This window comes from Occallatibacter sp. (assembly GCF_049802275.1).
Lineage (GTDB): Bacteria > Acidobacteriota > Terriglobia > Terriglobales > Acidobacteriaceae > Telmatobacter.
Genome location: NZ_JBARMD010000222.1, coordinates 1 through 17,730 on the forward strand (window position 1 = coordinate 1; position 17,730 = coordinate 17,730).

At 57.5% G+C, this 17,730-nt stretch carries 15 protein-coding genes; 4 read left to right on the forward strand and 11 right to left on the reverse strand.

Annotated features, from left to right (window positions below):
- The 3 genes from WA354_RS07825 to murJ all read left to right on the forward strand — a co-directional run.
- Positions 1 to 1,343: polysaccharide biosynthesis/export family protein (locus tag WA354_RS07825; RefSeq protein WP_472812442.1), on the forward strand; the 1,343-nt coding region annotated here is incomplete at its 5' end.
- 4 nt (positions 1,344 to 1,347) lie between these two features.
- Positions 1,348 to 2,565, forward strand: a complete 1,218-nt coding sequence (locus WA354_RS07830; RefSeq protein ID WP_472812443.1) for an O-antigen ligase family protein — start codon at positions 1,348 to 1,350, stop codon at positions 2,563 to 2,565.
- A complete protein-coding gene (gene murJ, locus WA354_RS07835) occupies positions 2,562 to 3,923 on the forward strand; it encodes a murein biosynthesis integral membrane protein MurJ (RefSeq protein WP_472812444.1) in 1,362 nt (453 codons plus the stop codon). Before WA354_RS07830 ends, murJ begins: the two co-directional genes overlap by 4 nt.
- Here murJ and WA354_RS07840 read toward each other — a convergent pair.
- Both WA354_RS07840 and WA354_RS07845 read right to left on the reverse strand, forming a co-directional pair.
- The gene (locus WA354_RS07840) at positions 3,863 to 5,032 is read right to left on the reverse strand and encodes a glycosyltransferase (protein WP_472812445.1); all 1,170 of its coding nucleotides are present in this window, start codon (positions 5,030 to 5,032) and stop codon (positions 3,863 to 3,865) included. The genes murJ and WA354_RS07840 overlap by 61 nt on opposite strands.
- Positions 5,029 to 6,150: a glycosyltransferase gene (locus WA354_RS07845; protein WP_472812446.1), complete on the reverse strand. Its 1,122-nt coding sequence runs from the start codon at positions 6,148 to 6,150 to the stop codon at positions 5,029 to 5,031. The genes WA354_RS07840 and WA354_RS07845 overlap by 4 nt, the downstream gene beginning before the upstream one ends.
- Positions 6,151 to 6,320: 170 nt before the next feature.
- Here WA354_RS07845 and WA354_RS07850 point away from each other — a divergent pair, with 170 nt between their 5' ends.
- On the forward strand, positions 6,321 to 7,577 hold the full coding sequence (locus WA354_RS07850) for a glycosyltransferase family 4 protein (RefSeq protein WP_472812447.1): 1,257 nt from the start codon (positions 6,321 to 6,323) through the stop codon (positions 7,575 to 7,577).
- Here the strand turns inward: WA354_RS07850 and WA354_RS07855 are convergent.
- The 9 genes from WA354_RS07855 to WA354_RS07895 form a co-directional block, all read right to left on the reverse strand.
- On the reverse strand, positions 7,552 to 9,063 hold the full coding sequence (locus WA354_RS07855) for an NADH-quinone oxidoreductase subunit N (RefSeq protein ID WP_472812448.1): 1,512 nt from the start codon (positions 9,061 to 9,063) through the stop codon (positions 7,552 to 7,554). The genes WA354_RS07850 and WA354_RS07855 overlap by 26 nt on opposite strands.
- On the reverse strand, positions 9,060 to 10,586 hold the full coding sequence (locus WA354_RS07860) for a complex I subunit 4 family protein (RefSeq protein ID WP_472812449.1): 1,527 nt from the start codon (positions 10,584 to 10,586) through the stop codon (positions 9,060 to 9,062). Before WA354_RS07860 ends, WA354_RS07855 begins: the two co-directional genes overlap by 4 nt.
- Before the next feature lie 12 nt (positions 10,587 to 10,598).
- A complete protein-coding gene (nuoL, locus tag WA354_RS07865) occupies positions 10,599 to 12,524 on the reverse strand; it encodes an NADH-quinone oxidoreductase subunit L (protein ID WP_472812450.1) in 1,926 nt (641 codons plus the stop codon).
- Positions 12,521 to 12,850, reverse strand: coding sequence for an NADH-quinone oxidoreductase subunit NuoK (nuoK, locus tag WA354_RS07870; RefSeq protein WP_472812451.1), 330 nt, complete (start codon positions 12,848 to 12,850; stop codon positions 12,521 to 12,523). The genes nuoL and nuoK overlap by 4 nt, the downstream gene beginning before the upstream one ends.
- Positions 12,847 to 13,359, reverse strand: coding sequence for an NADH-quinone oxidoreductase subunit J family protein (locus tag WA354_RS07875; RefSeq protein ID WP_472812452.1), 513 nt, complete (start codon positions 13,357 to 13,359; stop codon positions 12,847 to 12,849). The genes nuoK and WA354_RS07875 overlap by 4 nt, the downstream gene beginning before the upstream one ends.
- A gap of 180 nt (positions 13,360 to 13,539) precedes the next feature.
- Entirely contained in the window at positions 13,540 to 14,598 is a 1,059-nt protein-coding gene (nuoH, locus tag WA354_RS07880) for an NADH-quinone oxidoreductase subunit NuoH (protein ID WP_472812453.1), read from the reverse strand.
- Between the two features lie 13 nt (positions 14,599 to 14,611).
- Complete coding sequence (gene nuoG, locus WA354_RS07885; protein WP_472812454.1) at positions 14,612 to 16,948, reverse strand: NADH-quinone oxidoreductase subunit NuoG; 2,337 nt, start codon at positions 16,946 to 16,948, stop codon at positions 14,612 to 14,614.
- A 6-nt stretch (positions 16,949 to 16,954) separates the two neighbouring features.
- The gene (locus WA354_RS07890) at positions 16,955 to 17,455 is read right to left on the reverse strand and encodes a hypothetical protein (protein ID WP_472812455.1); all 501 of its coding nucleotides are present in this window, start codon (positions 17,453 to 17,455) and stop codon (positions 16,955 to 16,957) included.
- 36 nt (positions 17,456 to 17,491) lie between these two features.
- On the reverse strand, positions 17,492 to 17,730 hold a 239-nt coding region (locus tag WA354_RS07895), incomplete at its 5' end, for an NADH-ubiquinone oxidoreductase-F iron-sulfur binding region domain-containing protein (RefSeq protein ID WP_472812456.1).

Consider the following 17,730-nt stretch of genomic DNA (forward strand, 5'->3'; position numbering starts at 1 on the left):
TGAAGCTGAATGAAGCGGCGTTGAAATATGCGGTGATGCGGCAGGAAGCGAATGCGAATCACGACGTTTATCTCAGAGTTTCGCAGCAGGTGGAGGAGGCGAACCTCGCGGCTGGCAGCCATGGCACCGAACTCTCTGTCGTCGATTACGCACGCCAGCCGGTAAAACCGGTATCACCGGACTTCCTGGTTTATATGGCGATTATGTTATTTGCCTCCATGTGGACGGCAATGGCAGGAGTACTCATGCGTGAATCGCTCCGCTCAAAAGCGACACAGACGGCAATCCTGCTCTTACTCGTCGCTGCGATCGGCAGCTTAAGCCGTGCACAGGCGCCGACACCAAGCACATCGGGATTACCGACAGGCGTAGCGCGCATTCCGCAATCCGCCGAGACGAAGAATCATCCCAATGCGAAAGATGCCCCCGTGGTATGGGATTCTCCGCAGGGCGTAAACCAGGCGGGCGTGCCTCCAGGCGCGGCTGCTTCTGCGGGAGTGCTGATGGCCGCTCCGATTGGTCCGGGCGATTTGCTCGATATCTCCGAGGCGCACACGCCGGAGATACGCGCTTCGGTGCGCGTCTCGGAGTCGGGTGCGGTGACGGTGACTCTCGCCGGCGAAGTGCATATTGGCGGCATGGATGAGACAGCTGCCGCCCGCGCAATCAATGCCGCACTGATCGAACGCGGCATGCTGCTGCATCCACAGGTTACGGTTTTGGTGACAGCATACGCGGGACAGGATGTGTCGGTTTTGGGCGAAGTGACGAGGCCGGGAATCTACAGCTACACGGTGCATCACCGCCTGCTCGATCTGATTTCATCGGCCTCGGGTCTAAGCCCCAGTGCCGGTCGTCTCGTTGTGATTATCCATCGGGATGATCCCAAAACGATTCATCCCGTGGTGCTGGATCCCGCTGGCACAGATACGGCTGTCGATCACAATCCGGAGTTGCTGCCGGGTGACACGGTACAGGTAAGCCGTGCAGGCCTTGTATACGTCGTGGGAGATGTCATCCGGCCAGGTGGATTTCCGGTTGACCCTGCGCAAACAGCGACACTTGTACAGGTTTTGTCTCTCGCGTGGGGCCCCGGACAAAACGCAGCTCTGTCAAAGGCCATTCTCATTCGTGAGGAACCAGGTGGCCGTACTGTCACAAAGCTCGACCTGAAGCGGATGCTGCGCGGTCTCGATCCCGATATTCCTATCCGTGACCGAGACATCATCTTCGTTCCCGACTCGATGGCGAAAAACCTCTTCAACCGGACGATGGAGTCGGTAGTTCAGTCTGCGGTGGGCGTCAGCATTTATGCGGGCTTGGTCTACTCGCAGCGGTTCTAGCGGCATGCGGCGAATCGCGTGGGCCCTGCTGCTTATCTTCGTGTTTACCATCCCGTGGGAATACTCGCTGGATCTGGGTGCTCCGCTCGGCAACATCGCTCGCATTACCGGACTGCTTGTACTTGTGGCCGCGATTCCAGCCCTTCTCCAATCGGGAAAAATACGCAGGCCCGGACCTTTGCAATGGTTGACGCTGGCTCTCTATCTCTGGCTCTGCTGTTCCTTTTTCTGGACGACCGTGCCAGATACGACGCTGATGAAGCTTCGCGGCTATTTGCAGGAGATGATGATCGTCTGGCTGATCTGGGAGTTTGCTGAGAGTCACGACGATTTACGCAACCTGATGCGTGTTTGGCTCGCAGGTTCATGGGTTCTGGCAATCCTTACAATTGCAAACTATGTATCCAGTTATCCAGGCTCGGTGGATCAGGTTCGGTTCGCGGCCGTCGGCCAGGATCCAAATGATGTTGCACGCTTTCTCGATCTCGGGTTTCCGATTGCCGCCCTCCTCCTCAGCGGGTCAGAGAAATGGCCCGGCAAATTGCTGGGTGCCGGTTACTTTCCTCTAGGTTTTGCAGGCGTCTTGCTCACGGCCTCGCGAGGGGGATTTCTGGCTGCGCTTGCTGCTTTGTCCGGATGTGCAGTGCTCCTGTTTCGACGGTATCCGAAGCGCGTTTTGGGTGGATTGCTGGTACTGCCGGCTGTTGCCGGAGCAATCTGGATAGGATTACCGCGGGAGACATTAGAGCGCATCGGGTCTATCAGCGAGCAGTTGCAAAACGGAGATCTGAATCAGCGCGTCAACATATGGTCGGCGGGATGGCAAGCGTTTCTCAAGGCTCCTTTCTGTGGCCATGGTGCCGGTTCATTCGTCACCGCGGCAGCGCTGGCTCCGATCGACACTGCGCACAACACCGTCCTTTCGATTCTCGTTGAGGCCGGTCTCTGCGGTCTCGTAATCGCAACGGCAATTGTCGCCGTTTCAATGCGGTCGATATTGACCATGCGTGGGACGGTCCGCATTGCATTGATGACGCTAATGGCGGTGTGGATGATCTCGACTCTTGTTGGCACTGTGGGCGAGAGCCGGACGACATGGCTTCTGCTGGCGGTGATCGCGCTCATCCATCGTCTCACCAAACATGAACATGACGAATTGGAACCTGAATATTCCCGTCCAGTTCGAGGTGTCGAGTGGCGAATGGCCGAGCCGCTCCGATGAGTTCTGCTTCCATACCCGTTCCATCGACCATCAATCGCCGCATCCTCAACGCTGCTTCTGCGGTAGCTCTGGCCGCGCTGGTTGTTAAGCTTGCCGCCACGGTGAAGGAATTCGCTGTGGCGGGAATCTACGGGCGCAGCGACGAACTCGAGGCGTTTCTTATTGCGGCGTTGATTCCCGGACTCCTCATCAACATCGTTTCGGAATCGATGAACCAGGCCCTGATCCCCACGTTGGTGCGGGTCAGAACCTCAGAAGGTCGCGAGCGCGCTCAGCAACTGCTGTCCAATTCGTTGGTTGGCATCTGCCTTTTGCTGGTACTTGCATCGATAGGGATGGCGCTGTCGGCGCGATTCGTTTTCCCCTTGATCGGATCACATTTTGCGCCGGGCAAGTTAGATCTTGCCGTGCACCTCTTTTACGGATTACTGCCGGTGATCGTTCTCACCGGGATCGCATCGCTCTCCACCGCTGTTCTCGGTACTGCAGGAAGTTTCGCATTGCCCGCACTCGCACCCATTGTCACACCGCTGGCAATCATGGTGGCCGTTCCCCTCTTTGCGAGCAGGTTCGGAATTTGGACCATGGTGTACGCGACAGTTGCCGGAGCCCTGCTGCACGCAATCTGGACCGGAACCATGATGAATGCCTGCGGCTATCGACTCACGCTGCGATGGTATGGAATGTGCGAAGCCACCTGGGAAGTCGCGCGACAGTACGGGCCGGTATTTCTAAGCGGGCTGGTGGCATCCGGTGGACTTCTCGTCGATCAGTCCATGGCCGCGATGCTTCCGGCGGGAAGTGTCTCCGCACTGGCGTATGCAGGCCGTTTCGTGAGTGTGGCGCTGGCGATGCTGGGCGGAGCCTTTTCCTCTGCTGTAACTCCGTTCTTTTCGGAACTGGCGGCGCACGGAGACTGGAGCGCATGTCGGCGAACACTACGCACCTGGGCCCTGTGGTCGGCGTGTATCGCAACGATTGTTGCTGCCGCGATCATATTCGGAGCGCGGGTACTCGTACGCGTGACCTTCGAGCATGGCGTGTTCGGGCCGCGCGACACCTCCGCGGTTTCGTCTGTCCTGGTCATGTACGCTCTGCAGATTCCGTTTTTCGTCTGCAGCCGCGTCTACTATCGGTTCCTGGTGGCAATGCGCCGCACCGATCTTGTCTTCTATTGCGGGCTGTTGAATCTTGCATTGGACGTTGTTCTGAACTTGCTGCTGATGCGGCGGTTCGGGGTTGCCGGCATCGCGCTGGCAACATCGCTTTGGAGCGCAAGTACGCTTGTCTTTCTCGGCTATTGGAGTTGGAGAGTGCTCCCCAAAGATGACGCTGACTTTCCAAATCGCGAAGGTTGAGGATTGTTTTCCAGCCGGCACTGGTAAAGATTCTCCCATAGGTCAAGTACTGCCTCCAGACTGAACCTATCCCGCACTGACTTGTGTTGCTCTCTACCGAAGTCGTCCCGTTCGAGGTCGGTGAGGCACATCATCGCTTCCATCGCCGCCGCGAGCGCACCCGCATCTCCACAGGGAACGGCTCGATCCCGCTGAGCTTCCGGAAGCACTTCACGTGCACCCGCGATGTCTGTGATTACGGCCGGCAGCCGGCACGCGCCCGCTTCCAGCAAAGCGATCGGCAATCCTTCCCATCGCGAACAGAGAACAAAACCGTCCGCCGCACGCATCCAGGGCAACACGTCGGTTTGGAATCCGGGAAGCTGCACGCGGTCGCTCAAGCCGAGATCCTGCACGAGTGAGCTTAGCTGTTCCTTAAGACGACCATCCCCGGCAATCACTAATCGGGCCTTTGGAGATAGGTGTGCGAAAGCCTGCAAGAGACTCGCGTGATCCTTGACGGGATCGAGCCTTCCCACAGACAGCCAGAGAAACTCATTCGTCAATCGAAGTTGAGCGCGCATCGCTTTGCGGACCTCATCATCGCGCTTCCAACGATACAGATCTACACCATTGGGAATGATCGCGAGTCGCCCTTCGTTCACCATTCCTGAATGCAGCCATGGATCGGCAGCTGTCCGGCTGACGGCGGTTACGACGTCAGGCAGCGCGGTGCTGGCGGTATATCCAAGCCAGCGGAGAACGCCGCCAGGAGCCGGCGAATGAATCGTGTCAATCACGACTCGAACTGGTGCTGCGAGCCGTGACCAGCGTGCCAGCAATGATGCATGAGGCAAGTGCGCGTGGACGATGTCGGGACAATTTTGCTTGATCCAGAGGTGAAGCCGAATCCACCCGCGAGGATCCGCGAGGCCCTTACGCATTTCAAGACTGCGGAAGGCGATTCCCGCTGTTTCCAGCCTCTGCGCTACATCGCTTCCGGATCCCGCAAGGGCGATAATACTTACCTTCCAGCCTCTCCGGGCCATTCCCGTTGCCAGCAAAAGGACTTGCTGCTCTGCCCCGCCAATGCGATCGAGGGTCGGAATTACATAGGAGACGTGCTTCACGTTGCGCTTTCCTGCAGGGCACAGTCGATCACATCTTCATAAGCAGGGATCGCATTCGTCAGATCGAACGGCTCGATCCATGAGTGCTGAAACCGCTGTCCTGAGTGGATTGAGGAGAGGGCCGCGCACAGAGCATTTTCAAGGGCTTTTGCGGCGATCTCGCTTGCCAGCCAGACCCCCGGTTGCGTGGCTAAAAGCTCCCCCAGACCTGGCGATGAGGGCACTGCGGCGATGGGAAGTCCTGCAGCCGCAGCCTCAAGCAACGCATTGGGCATTCCCTCGTGACGCGATGAGAGAACAAACAGAGATGCGCCGCGGAAGTGAGAAGCTGGTTCAGCAACGTTGCCCAGGAATTTCACTCGCTCTTCGATTCCAATCTTTTCACATTGCGCCCGGAGAGCGGACTCGCACGAACCCACGCCGGCGATTTCAAGATCCGCATCGGGAAAACTGCGAAGTACTCCTGCGAAGGCTTCGAGGAGCAGGTCAATCCCTTTTTCCCTTGCCAATCTTGCAATCGCCAAGAGATGTGGACCGGGCGATGTGAGTACGTCTTTTGCTCCAGTGGCGGCCTCGCGTATTCCCCGAACGTCGACAGGATTTGGCAGAACGGTTAGTTTTGCGCTGTCGACGCCAAGCTCAGTTTGGAGTTCCTCTGCCATTGAGCGCGTCTGGCAAATCACCCTGTCAGCGTGTTTGTATACGGCGGCGTAGATCCTGCGCGCGAGCCCCGGATTCCGCCAGGTCGCAAGCGTGGCTGAGAGCGCGCCATTCTGACGCACGAAGACACGCGTACGAGCCGGGAAGAGAGGCCGGAGTGCGAGCACGAGCAGGTTGAGGTGAGCCATTCCCGACAAAATCACTGCCGGACGCAACCGCCAAACCAGTCGCAGAAGTCTCCAGGCGCCGAAGCGAACTCGGCCAGCACCTAGAGTGTGGATCACATTCGATGGAAGGGGATCCTCTGGTGCCTGGACCGACGCCGTCATCAACCCCAGGTGCAATTCGTACTTTTTAGCACTTAGATATTGCATGAGAGTGGCGGCAATGTGTTCCGCACCTCCGCCGCCAAGGTGCGGAATGAGCAAAAGCACCTTCGCACGTCGCGCAGAAGCCATAGCTACCCAGGCTGCAGGGTAGCGGACACCAAGGCGTCGCAGAAGTGACCTGTCTCACAAACGAAAGTGAAGCAAAATGATACAGTTTCGCTGAATTCAAGAAAGCGCCCCGGCGGCCGCATACTCTTTCATCTCCATCTTCTAAGGCTCCGGCGAAGGTCTGCTCGAAGATGCTCGATGCGGAATCCTCAAGAGCGGGCGAAGAAACTCGCGATCCTTCGAGGCAGCCACATATCCTTCTAGGCGTAACGAGCGCTCAGACCTGCCTTGTGCTCACAAGCAGGGTCCGAGCTCTGAGAGAAGCGGGCTTTCGCGTATCCCTGCTTTCTGCGCCGGGAGAGTTACTTGAAGGAATTGCTCAAAGCGAGCATGTCGGTGCCTACGCCATTCCCATGGAACGTGGCCTCTCGCCATTTGCTGACGTTGTCGCCTTCGTCCGCATATTCCGTTTGCTAACCCGGCTCTCGCCGGAGATTGTCGAGTTCAGCACTCCAAAGGCCGGGCTCCTGGGAAGTGTGGCAGCCTGCCTGTGTCGGATACCAACCAGGATTTACCTGCTGAGAGGCCTCAAACTAGAAACGGCACGGGGATTGAAGCGGTGGCTGTTGCTATCGGCGGAACGCATTGCCTCGTCTTGCGCGCATACGGTGCTATGCAACAGCCGGAGTCTGCGCGCACGAGCGCTGGCCCTGGGAATCGCTCCGGCTTCGAAACTTGTTGTCCTGGGAGAGGGGAGTAGTAACGGTGTGGACCTTTCGCGATTCGCACCTGGGCCGTCGTTAGCTCGCCAAAAACTGGGGATCCCGCGCGAGGCTCGGGTCATTGGTTTCGTCGGTCGGCTGACCGCGGATAAGGGGCTTCCTGAATTGCTCGAAGCGTTTGCCGCGATTCTTGGCCGTGAACCGCGCGCATATTTGTTGCTGGTGGGTTGGTTTGACGCTGCTGAGGATGCATTGGATGTCGGGATGAGAGCGCGGATCGAGGGCCACCCCCGAATTATCTGCACGGGCTTCGTGGCGGACACGGCTCCGTACTACAGTGCAATGGATCTGATGGTTTTGCCGTCCTGGCGAGAGGGTTTTCCCAATGCGGTCCTCGAGGCTGCGGCTTCCGGCGTTCCCGTTATAGCGACGCATTGCACGGGCTCACGAGACGCGGTGATTCCGGAAGTGACGGGGCTGCTCGTTCCACCGGGCTATCCAGATGCGATTTGCGAGGCCGTGGTCGGGTTGTTGCGCGCCCCGGATCGGTGCAGGCGCATGTCGGCGGCCGCGCGCAGATGGGTGGCAGAAACCTACGAGGATCGAAAGGTTCTTGGAATGGCTATTGATTTCTATCTGAACCTGTTCAGGCGTCCCGGTGCGGCTGAGATTGAAACGGAAACAAAGCAGCCTGACCCAGTTACTGGTTTGCCTGTGTCGCTGTAACTTCTGCCGGTACAGGAGCCGCGGGAGGGGCTTGCAGGGTGTGCGCTCCAGCTTCAGTCGCGTGCAGTATATCCCCTGGCGCAATTCCGAGGACGAGAGTGGCGCCGACGGCGAACAGGAGCGCCGCACCGACGGCAATTCCCATCGACATGATCGGCGATCGGACTTCCGCGGCCTCATCATCGGGGCTCTGCGCAGCGGCAAAGGCGAACCGCAGATAGTATGCCGCCGCCAGGCCCGAGTTCAGCAATCCAATGATGGCAAGTACGATCGCTCCTCCACCCACAGCGGCGGAAAAGGAGTAGAACTTGCCGAAGAATCCACCCGTGAATGGGATGCCGACGAGAGACACGAGGAAGAAAATCAACAGGCTGCCGAGCAGCGGCGAACGATAGATCAGTCCTTTATAGTCCTCGATCAGCGGTCTTTCGTCGTTATAGCCGCCTGCAAGCGTGACCACGGCGAAGATTCCCACGTTCATCGCGGCATAAGCGGCGGTGTAGAAACTGGCTGCCGCAATGCCACTGGTTCCGAACGCCGCAAAGGCGGCAAGCAGGTAGCCGGCGTGCGCGATAGAGGAATAGGCCAGCATCCGCTTAACGTTCTGCTGTCGTAGCGCGGCAAGATTTCCGATGGTCATGGAGAGAACAGCGACGAGCCAGAGAACCGGGGACCAGACCGCCCGAAGCGTCGGAAACATTTCGTACACGATGCGCAGCAAGAATGCGAATGCTGCCGCCTTGGGTGCCGTCGACATGAGCGCTACAACCGGCGAGGGCGCGCCTTCATAAACGTCTGGCGTCCAAACATGGAACGGAGCAGCGGATACCTTGAACAAAATTCCGACCAGCATCAGTGCCAGGGCCGCGTGCACAAATCCCTGATTTTGGGCAGTTGAGGCACTACGTGCGATTTCGTATACGGAGGTCGTTCCGGTCGCACCGAAGGCCATCGCAATTCCGTAGAGGAGAAATGCAGTGGCAAACGATCCAAGCAGAAAGTACTTGATAGCGGATTCAGGTCCGCGGCCAGTCTGCTTGCGATAGCCCGCGAGAATGTAAGTGGAGATTGAGGAGATCTCCAGGGCAATGAAGACGACCAGCAACTCGACGGCGCCGGTCATCAGGCACATGCCGACCGCGCCAAATGTGATGAGCGCGTAATACTCGCCCTGGTGATGGCTGTCCCCGGGTAGCGTATCGAGCGAGAGAAGCAACGTGACAAGGACGATCCCGCAGATCAGCACGTGGAAGAACACGGTAAACGGGCTGGTCTCGACTGTCTCTGAAAAGCCGGTACCGGCAGGCAGAGAAAGCTGCCAGAGGCTCGCCCATAAAGCAACGGTTGTGCCAATTGCAGCAACCCATCCCAGAGGACGCCGTGGCCGTGCAGGTGCGAGCGACGCATCTGCGAGCATGACCAGCACTCCGGTGATGGTGAGAATCACCTCGGGAAGGATGCGGTATATGTCAGGAACTGAATTCACCGCTGAACCTCCCCATCATTCGCGCCTTGAGTTACAGCAGGCTGCCCCAGCATTTCAATCGATCGCGATTGTTGAAGCATGATCGGTTTGGGTGCCATCTCGATGGTGTGCAGCCAGAAATTTGGAGAAACACCCATTACCAGCATCAATATGGCCAGAGGCCAAAGCACCAACTGTTCGCCAAGCCGCAGGTCCGGTGCGCCTGTGAGCGCCATCTTGCTTTCCGGGCCGTAGAAGATTCGCTGTACCACCCACAACATATACGCGGCACTGAGGATCACACCCAGCGTCGCAACAACGGCCCAGCGTTGGCTTACACCTGCAAACGTGCTCGACAGGATCAGGAATTCACCGACGAATCCATTCAAGAGCGGCAGGCCAATCATGGCGAGGGACACGATCACAAAAAGGGTTGCAAGCCGCGGAGTCCGCTTTGCCAGGCCGCCATAGGATGCGATCTGCGATGTTGCATAACGAAGTTCGAGAGCACCAAACAATACGAACAGAGCTGCATCAATCAGTTCATTGTTGAGGATCTGATAGGTCGCGCCGGTCCAGCCGGTGAAGGTGAATCCATAGACGCCGAGCGTGATCAGGCTGAGGTGACTGAGCGCAGCAAATGCGAGGAATCGCCAGAAGTCGCGCTGTACAAGGGCAAGGCACGCACCGTACAAGATACCGATGACCGCCAGCGTGACCATCAAGGGCGCGATGGCTTTTGACTGGACAGGGAAGAGGCCGACATGGAAGCGGAGCATCGAATAGAGGCCCAGCTTACCCGCAACGACCATGGCCATTGCGACAGGCGCTTCTCCGAAAGTATCGGCAAGCCAGCCGTGCAGCGGGAAGACAGGCACCTTAACAGCGAACGCGAACAGGAATGCCAGGGCAACCCAGAAGAGCGCGCCTGCCGGTACGACACCAGCGGCGATGTTTAATTGCAATTCACTGAAGTTGAATGTGCCGGTTCGGGCATACAGGTAAAGAATCGCGACAAGCAGCGGGGCCGAAGGAATAAAGGTGAAGAGGAAGAACTTGATCGCCGCTCGCGAGCCTTCCTTGCGGCCGTACATCGCAATCAGGATCGCCATGGGAACCAGCGACAGTTCCCAGAAGCCGTAGTAGAGCATCAGGTCAAGCGAGATAAAGACACCATACATCGCCGTCTGTTGCAGGAGAAAGAGCGAATAGAAAACCTTCTGCCGGCGATTGATTGAGTTCCAGCTTGCCAGCACGCCAACAGGACCAAGCAGCCCGACGAGGACAGTCAGCCACATGCTGAGCCCGTCGACACCAACGTGATAGTAGATTGCTGGATTCTCAATCCATTGCCGATTGACGACAAACTGAAAATCGGACTGATGCACAAAATGCGCCGGAAGATGAAGAGTGAGGCCAAAGGTGGCCAATGTTGTCAGCAGCGCAAGCCACGCGGACAGCTTCCCGCGATCGGGCAGCAGCGCGACCAGCACCGCCCCAGCCAATGGCGCCAGGAGAATCAACGTGAGTATCGAGCTATCCATCGCTGTCATCTCCTAGTGCCCCGCTCCCAATATGCCGATTCCAGTTGCGCCGAACACATAAGGCGCAAGCGCAAACACAAGCAAAACCGCCGCCCCCAGAGCCAGCCATGCCGCGTAGGAACGCAGATTGCCGGATTGCCAGCGTTGCACTATTGCGCCGCCCAGCGTGGCAATGCCGGCCAGAAGCCAAGCCGCGCCGCCGAGGATTGCTACATCGACAACCCACTCAAGCAGGTACTTCGACAGTGCCAGCAGAGGCTTGACGATAAAGTGGCTGTAAATCTGGTCCACGTAAAACTTGTTTGCCAGGAGTTTGTAGGCGGCCGGGAATGAGGCGGCAAGGCGCCTGGGGGTTTCAGGCTTGCGACGGTAAAAATAATCGGCGATATACCAGCCGATCAGCGCCACGGCTACTGCTAGCGCGCTAAGCAAGTACTCGAGCCCGGTTGTCCCTCCCTCGGGAAGTGGACCGTCGGAAGGGCTGAGATCTGCGGCGAAACGATGGATGCCTGACCATCCGCCTGCGAGCGACAGCAGGGCCAAAATGACCAGCGGGCCAAGCATGGTCCAAGGGCTTTCGTGAGGATGAGCCTCAGGGTTACGCGATTCGCCTAGGAAAGCGAGATACCACAACCGGAAGATATAGAAAGACGTGAGCAATGCTGCGACAAGTCCCACAAACCAGAGCGTCTTGCCAAAGCCGCCCTGAAGAAAGTCCTCGTATAAGATAGCGTCCTTTGAAAAGAAACCCGAAAAAGGAGGTATTCCCGTGATTGCAAGGACCGGAGCGGTCATCGCCAAAAAGGTGATCGGGATCTTCTTGCGGAGGCCGCCCATTTTGCGCAGGTCCTGCTCCCCGCCCAGCGCGTGGATCACCGAACCCGCACCGAGAAAGAAGAGCGCCTTGAAAAACGCATGAGTCATCAGGTGGAAGATGGCCGTGGAATATGCCGCGACGCCGCACCCAAGGAACATGTAGCCGAGCTGCGAAATGGTGGAGTAGGCGAGGACGCGCTTGATGTCGTTCTGGACCAGCGCAATCAGTGCTGCGAAGACTGCGGTTGCGGCTCCAACGATCGCAATCACGTCGAGCGCGAACGGCGAGCGGTCAAACAGGAAGTGCATCCGGACGACCATGTAAACGCCAGCCGTGACCATGGTTGCCGCATGAATGAGAGCGGATACCGGCGTGGGGCCTTCCATGGCGTCGGGCAGCCAGACGTAGAGCGGAAGCTGCGCGCTTTTTCCTGTTGCGCCCATGAAGAGACAGAGCGCAATGGCGGTCAGGACGCCGCCAGTCCATGATGGACTTGCGGCTAACTTCGCCGCGATTTCGCTGAAGGTAAGCGTGCCGAAGTTGGCCAGCAGCAGAAACAGCCCGATGAGGAAGCCGAAGTCGCCGATGCGGTTAACGACGAATGCTTTTTTGCCGGCGTCGGCGGCAGATGTCTTCTGGAACCAGAAGCCGATAAGGAGATACGAGGCGAGGCCAACGCCCTCCCAGCCGACAAAGAGCAACAGACCGTTTCCGGCGAGTACGAGAACCGTCATGAAGAACATGAACAAGTTCAAGTACGAGAAATAGCGCGCGTACCCCTCGTCCTCGTGCATGTAGCCGACGGAGTAGATGTGGATCAGGAAACCAACGCCGGTGACGACAAGGAGCATGACCAGCGAAAGCTGGTCGAGCACAAAGCTGAAATCGATGTGCAGTGATCCTGCGTTGATCCATTGGCCATAGGTTTCAACGTGTGGCAGGACGTTCGGCTGAAATGAGAATGCGAGGGCGCCCAGCACAACCAGCAACGATCCCAAAGGCGCCAGCAGCGCAATCGCTGTAACGATCGGTTTCGGCAATCGACTTCCGAGCAGCCCATTCAACAGAAAACCAGCGAATGGCAGCAGCGGGATCAACCAGAGATGGAGGTTTTCGTTCATAGTTTCATCAGGTCGATCCGGTCGACCGATAGCGTAGCGCGGGCGCGAAAAACAGCAATAATGATGGCGAGTCCCACAGCTGCCTCAGCGGCAGCCACCACCATCACGAAAAAGACGAAGATCTGCCCCTTCACCTGGTGCCACTCGTGGGCAAATGTCACGAACGAAAGATTGACCGCGTTGAGCATCAGCTCAATCGACATGAATACGGTAATCAGGTTGCGCTTGATCAGAAACCCGACAACCCCGAGGCAAAACAGTATCGCACTCAAGAGCAGATACCATGCGATGGGCACTTCCTGCTGAACCAAATGCAATGAGCTCACTTGGTGTCCACCTTTTCTCCATCGCCTTGCCGCGCCAAAGCGACGGAACCAAGGATGGCCACGAGAATCAAAACGGAAGTGACTTCGAATGGCAGCAGGAGCTTTGTGAAGAGCACAGCGCTCAGATCAGCGGTGCTGGTGATGTGGTCTTCTATGGCTGCATTGCCCAGGCCCTGGGCGCGGAGAATGGTTGTCGCAATCACCGCCAGGATCGCCACTACCGCGGGAAAACCCACGGTTAGCGCGGCGCGGCTGCCGAGGGTGCGCTCTTCGCGACCCGCATTCAGCAGCATGACGACAAACGTGAACAACACCATGATGGCGCCGGCGTAGACGATGACTTGCGCTGCCGCGAGAAATTCTGCGCCGAGTAACAGGTAAAGCACCGCCAGCGAAGTCATCACCACAATCAGCGAGAGCGCGCTGTTGATGGGGTGCTTCTGCAGCAGGAGATTGACGGCTCCGGTCAGGCAGAGTGCGGCAAACACGATAAACAGAATCAGGTGCATCGTTCCGTCACTTACGGGCGAGTGCCGGTTGTTTGTTCCGGCAGGTTGAGGGGAGGAACCGTGCGAGCAGGCCGTTCCTGCTGCTTGAAATCCCTTCCGATTCTAACTGAGCGCACCCTCAAAAAACGGTGATCGATGAGCAGCGCGCTGCATTCGATCACGCCATTGCTCGGTGCGCACTCAGCGATAGGCGAGCCAGAGGCTTGTGCCTACGATGTTGAGGATGGCCAGAGGCATCAGCCAGCGCCATCCATAGTTCATAAGCTGGTCATAGCGGAAGCGGGGCAGTGTGCCACGCACCCAGACATACAGAAACAGAAAACTGAAAACTTTCAGAACGAACCAGAAGATGGGGAGGAATGCACGAAGGATGAAATTGTTGGGCGTCGGCAGCAGATTGCCGAACGGGCTTGTCCACCCGCCCAGGAATAGCAGCGTAGCTACGCAACCCACCATGATCATGTTGCCGTATTCGGCCATGAAGAACATGGCGAACTTCATTGAACTGTACTCAGTGTGGTAGCCGGCAGTGAGTTCGCTTTCGGCCTCAGGCAAATCGAAGGGGGAGCGATTGGTTTCAGCGTAAGCGGCCATCAGGTAGATAAAGAATGCGACGAATTGAAATCCGCCAAAGAGATTCCAGCTCAGCATGCCGTGATTCGACTGGCTTTTTACAATCACGTCCAGGTTTAGCGAACCGGCACGCATTACTACACCAACAAGTGAAAGCCCGAGCGCAAGTTCGTAGCTTACTAACTGAGCCGATGAGCGCAATGAACCGAGCAGGGAATATTTGTTGTTGGAGGACCATCCTGCTAGCGCGATGCCGTATACGCCGATTGACGTGATGCCGAGGATGACAAGCAGGCCGATGTTCACGTCGGCAATCTGGAAGAAACGAAAATTGCCCGGCCCAACCATGTCAGGGTCGCCGAAAGGCACGACGCCTATGGAAATGAGAGCACAACTCAGGGCAATGATTGGGGCCAGCAGATAGAGCGGCCGGTAGACGCCGGATGGAATGATGTCTTCTTTGAGAAAGGATTTCGCACCGTCGACAAGGGGCTGAAGCAACCCGAACGGCCCCACGCGGTTAGGCCCCCAGCGATTTTGTATGCGACCAACGAGCTTGCGTTCCAACAGAACCGTGTAAGCGACGCCCATCAACAGTACAACCGTCACCACCACGACCTTGAGCAAGCTCCAGAACAAAAACTGCCAAATCGTCACGTGCCTCAAGCCTTTCTCGACTTCAGTCTGCTGCCGCCACTGCCACTTCTGCTGCCTGGTGTTGCTCCAGATCTTTGAGTCCGTTGCTATATCGCCCCAGCGTTCCGGAGGTAAACAATCCATTATGGGCCGGACGCACCAGATCGGATTGCGTTGAGGTGAGAGCAGAAACCGGAACGAACCCAGGCTCTGTGCGCACGTCGTTTCCGCCGAACAAGTTCAGCCGATCTAACTTGTAACCCGGCACCAGGCGCTCGATCTCGTCGAGGAGGGCCAGCGGATCAAATGGACTAAGTTTTGGCTCAAGTCCATTCGACGCAAGCCACACTGCATGGCGGTCCGCCTCACCCGACTGCGCGCCACGGGACTGCCCAAGGTCCGCGGTCACACCACCTTTACCGAAGGGCACGAGCGCCTTTACCTGTGCACCCATGCTCTCCGCGAGGCGCACCAGGATTTCGAAGTCCGGCTTGACGCCAGCGCGATCCGCGGCTTTCCTTGTCATCTGCAGATCGCCGAAAGTGTTTGTCACCGTGCCGGTCTTTTCGTAGAGACTGGCCGCAGGGAAAACCACGTCGGCAGCCGCGGCCGTTTCGGTCAGGAAAATATCGAGTGCGATGACAAAGGTGCCATTCAATCCCTTTGCATCGAAGTTACCTTCGGCCAACGGGTTCGCGCCTACAACAATCAGTGCTTCAAGTTCGCCGTTCGCGGCCGCTGTAAACATCTCAGGCTGTGTCTTGCCCGGCGTGTTCGGCATTCCCGCGTATTCCTGATTGAATGCTCCGGCGGCGCTTACAGGTGTGTAACCGGGGAGGAGATCGGGCAACAGGCCCATATCTGCGGCGCCGCGCGAGTTGGAGTAGTCCCCAAGATAAGCGAAGCGAACGTTTCCGCGTTCGAACCCCCACTTCACAAGCTCGGCGACCGCGGATCCGCGATATTCCTCGCCGAAGATGACCAGCAGCTTTTCCTCGCCGAGCAGTGCTTCGCGGAACGCCGCATTGTTGATCGTTGCGTCGCTGCCGCCGAGGTAGGCGGCCAATGCTGAATACCCGCCGCTCGGCAAACGCAAAGCAGCCTTGGCTTGCCGCTCCAGCTTGATTTGCTTCTCGTTTGCAACGTAGAGGCGCGCGCGGTTCAGGCGCACATCGGTTCGGATATTCCAAGCCAGAAGCGGATGCTCGTTGGTAGGATCGCCGCCGATCAACAGAAGCGCTGGAGCGCTCGCAATATCGCGCAGGCTTGCGGCCTTTTCTGGGTGCCCGGCCAATGCCCGCGCGAACGCAACGTAGTCCGTCGTTCGCGCGTGATCAATATTGTTCGTCTTGAGAACGGTGCGTGCGAACTTCTGCAACAGATAATTCTCTTCGTTGGTTGTATGGTTCGAGCCAATAACGCCGATAGAACCACCGCCCTTGCTGTCTCGAATTTCCTTGAGCTTTGCACCCGCCAGGCGAAACGCCTGCTCCCAGCTTGCGGGTTCAAGTTTGCCCTGCGCATTGCGCACGAGCGGTGTGGTTAATCTATCGGCGCTCTCGACGAAATCGAACCCGAATCGGCCTTTGGCGCAAAGGAAATCGCCGTTGATGCCGCTCTTGTCGCGATTATCGGCGCGCACAATTTCCGAACCGTCATTCGCTTGCCGGATTCCCAGCGTCACTTTGCATCCGTCGCCGCAATGCGTGCACACGGCCGAGACGTGGTTCATCTCCCATGGCCGGGTTTTGTAACGATAGCTGCCGCTGGTGAGCGCGCCCACCGGACACACGTCGATGCACATGCCGCACTGCTCGCAATCGAGGCGCTCTTCCTGGTTAGGCGCAATTGTTGAGCTGACGCCGCGATTCTGAATTCCAAGTGCCCACACATCCATGCCTTCGCCGCACATGCGGGTGCATCGATAGCAGAGAATGCATCGTGGCCGGTCATAGAACACGGCAGGCGACCATTGCTGCTCGTCACGATGGCGTTTTGCATCGACCATCAGGCTTTCGCCCGCGCCATACTTGAAGGTCATGTCCTGCAATTCGCACTCACCGCCGGCGTCGCAGACCGGGCAGTCGAGCGGGTGATTGCCAAGCAGCAGTTCGATCGTTGCCTTGCGGGCCTGCGCAATCTCGGGCGAATCCGTCGTGAAGACCTGACCCTCGGCGACGGTCGTGGTGCAGGCCGTCTGAAGCTTCGGCACTTTTTCCTGGCGCACTACGCACATGCGGCACGCCGCCTGCAGGCTGAGACCGGGGTAATAGCAGAACGCAGGAATCTCGATGCCGGCCTTTCGGCACGCTTCTATCAGCAGCGTTCCGGCGGGAGCCGTGAGCTTCTTTCCATCGACTGTGAATGTTACGTCAGCCATAAGTGTCTATTTCCGCTTTGGTCTCCGGTTCATGATTGTTTCCACCGATTCCTTCACGATCTCGCTAAAGAGCGCCTCGTGAGCCTCAATATCGCTCAAACCCAAACCCCGAAAACGGAACTTGTCTTTATTCGCTGCTGTTGTCGATTTCAATGGTTCTGGCTCGAATCCCTCGGCCCTCGCCTTGTTTAGGAGTTCCGTTGATCGAATAAAGAAAGATACCCGGTTGTCCCGCACCCTAACGGCGTTACTGTTTGGACCGGATCCAATTTTGAGAGCAATGTAATCAACATTCTCCTTCGTCGAAAATACTTGATTGCTCAGCTCTACTATTCGGGCAGCAACTTTTAAGCGATCTTCTCTGGTCATCACGTGGCCAACGGCATTTCGCCCGGAAATGGGGCGAGCATCGTCGTCTGCTTTCCTCTGCAAAAATGTCGCCATTGCCTCGATGTGGACAGGTTTCCCATCGCGAATCATTGCTTCGATTTTGTCTAGATCCCTCATTTGAGCATCCGTTTCTTCTGTCTTCCCAGTCCCCTGTTAAACCACAGCCATTTCGGTGTGCTTGGCGAACGGGCAGGGCTTCCCGTCCAGGTGATCTTCAAATTCCTTGCGAAACTTCTTTACGAATCCAAGAGTCGGCATCGCTGCTGCGTCGCCGAGCGGGCAGAACGTGCGGCCCATCATGTTCTCGGCAAGGTAGCGAATATTGTCGATGTCCTTGGCGGTTCCAAATCCAGCGTGAAAGCGAGTCAGCGACTTCTTCAGCCAATCGGTCC

Excerpts from the sequence above, each read along its gene's own strand:
- WA354_RS07830 (WP_472812443.1), top strand. The coding sequence starts at position 1,348 with ATGCGGCGAATCGCGTGGGCCCTGCTGCTTATCTTCGTGTTTACCATC.
- murJ (WP_472812444.1), top strand. The coding sequence starts at position 2,562 with ATGAGTTCTGCTTCCATACCCGTTCCATCGACCATCAATCGCCGCATC.
- WA354_RS07845 (WP_472812446.1), bottom strand. The coding sequence starts at position 6,150 with ATGGCTTCTGCGCGACGTGCGAAGGTGCTTTTGCTCATTCCGCACCTT.
- WA354_RS07850 (WP_472812447.1), top strand. The coding sequence starts at position 6,321 with ATGCTCGATGCGGAATCCTCAAGAGCGGGCGAAGAAACTCGCGATCCT.
- WA354_RS07860 (WP_472812449.1), bottom strand. The coding sequence starts at position 10,586 with ATGGATAGCTCGATACTCACGTTGATTCTCCTGGCGCCATTGGCTGGG.
- nuoL (WP_472812450.1), bottom strand. The coding sequence starts at position 12,524 with ATGAACGAAAACCTCCATCTCTGGTTGATCCCGCTGCTGCCATTCGCT.
- WA354_RS07875 (WP_472812452.1), bottom strand. The coding sequence starts at position 13,359 with ATGCACCTGATTCTGTTTATCGTGTTTGCCGCACTCTGCCTGACCGGA.
- nuoG (WP_472812454.1), bottom strand. The coding sequence starts at position 16,948 with ATGGCTGACGTAACATTCACAGTCGATGGAAAGAAGCTCACGGCTCCC.
- WA354_RS07890 (WP_472812455.1), bottom strand. The coding sequence starts at position 17,455 with ATGAGGGATCTAGACAAAATCGAAGCAATGATTCGCGATGGGAAACCT.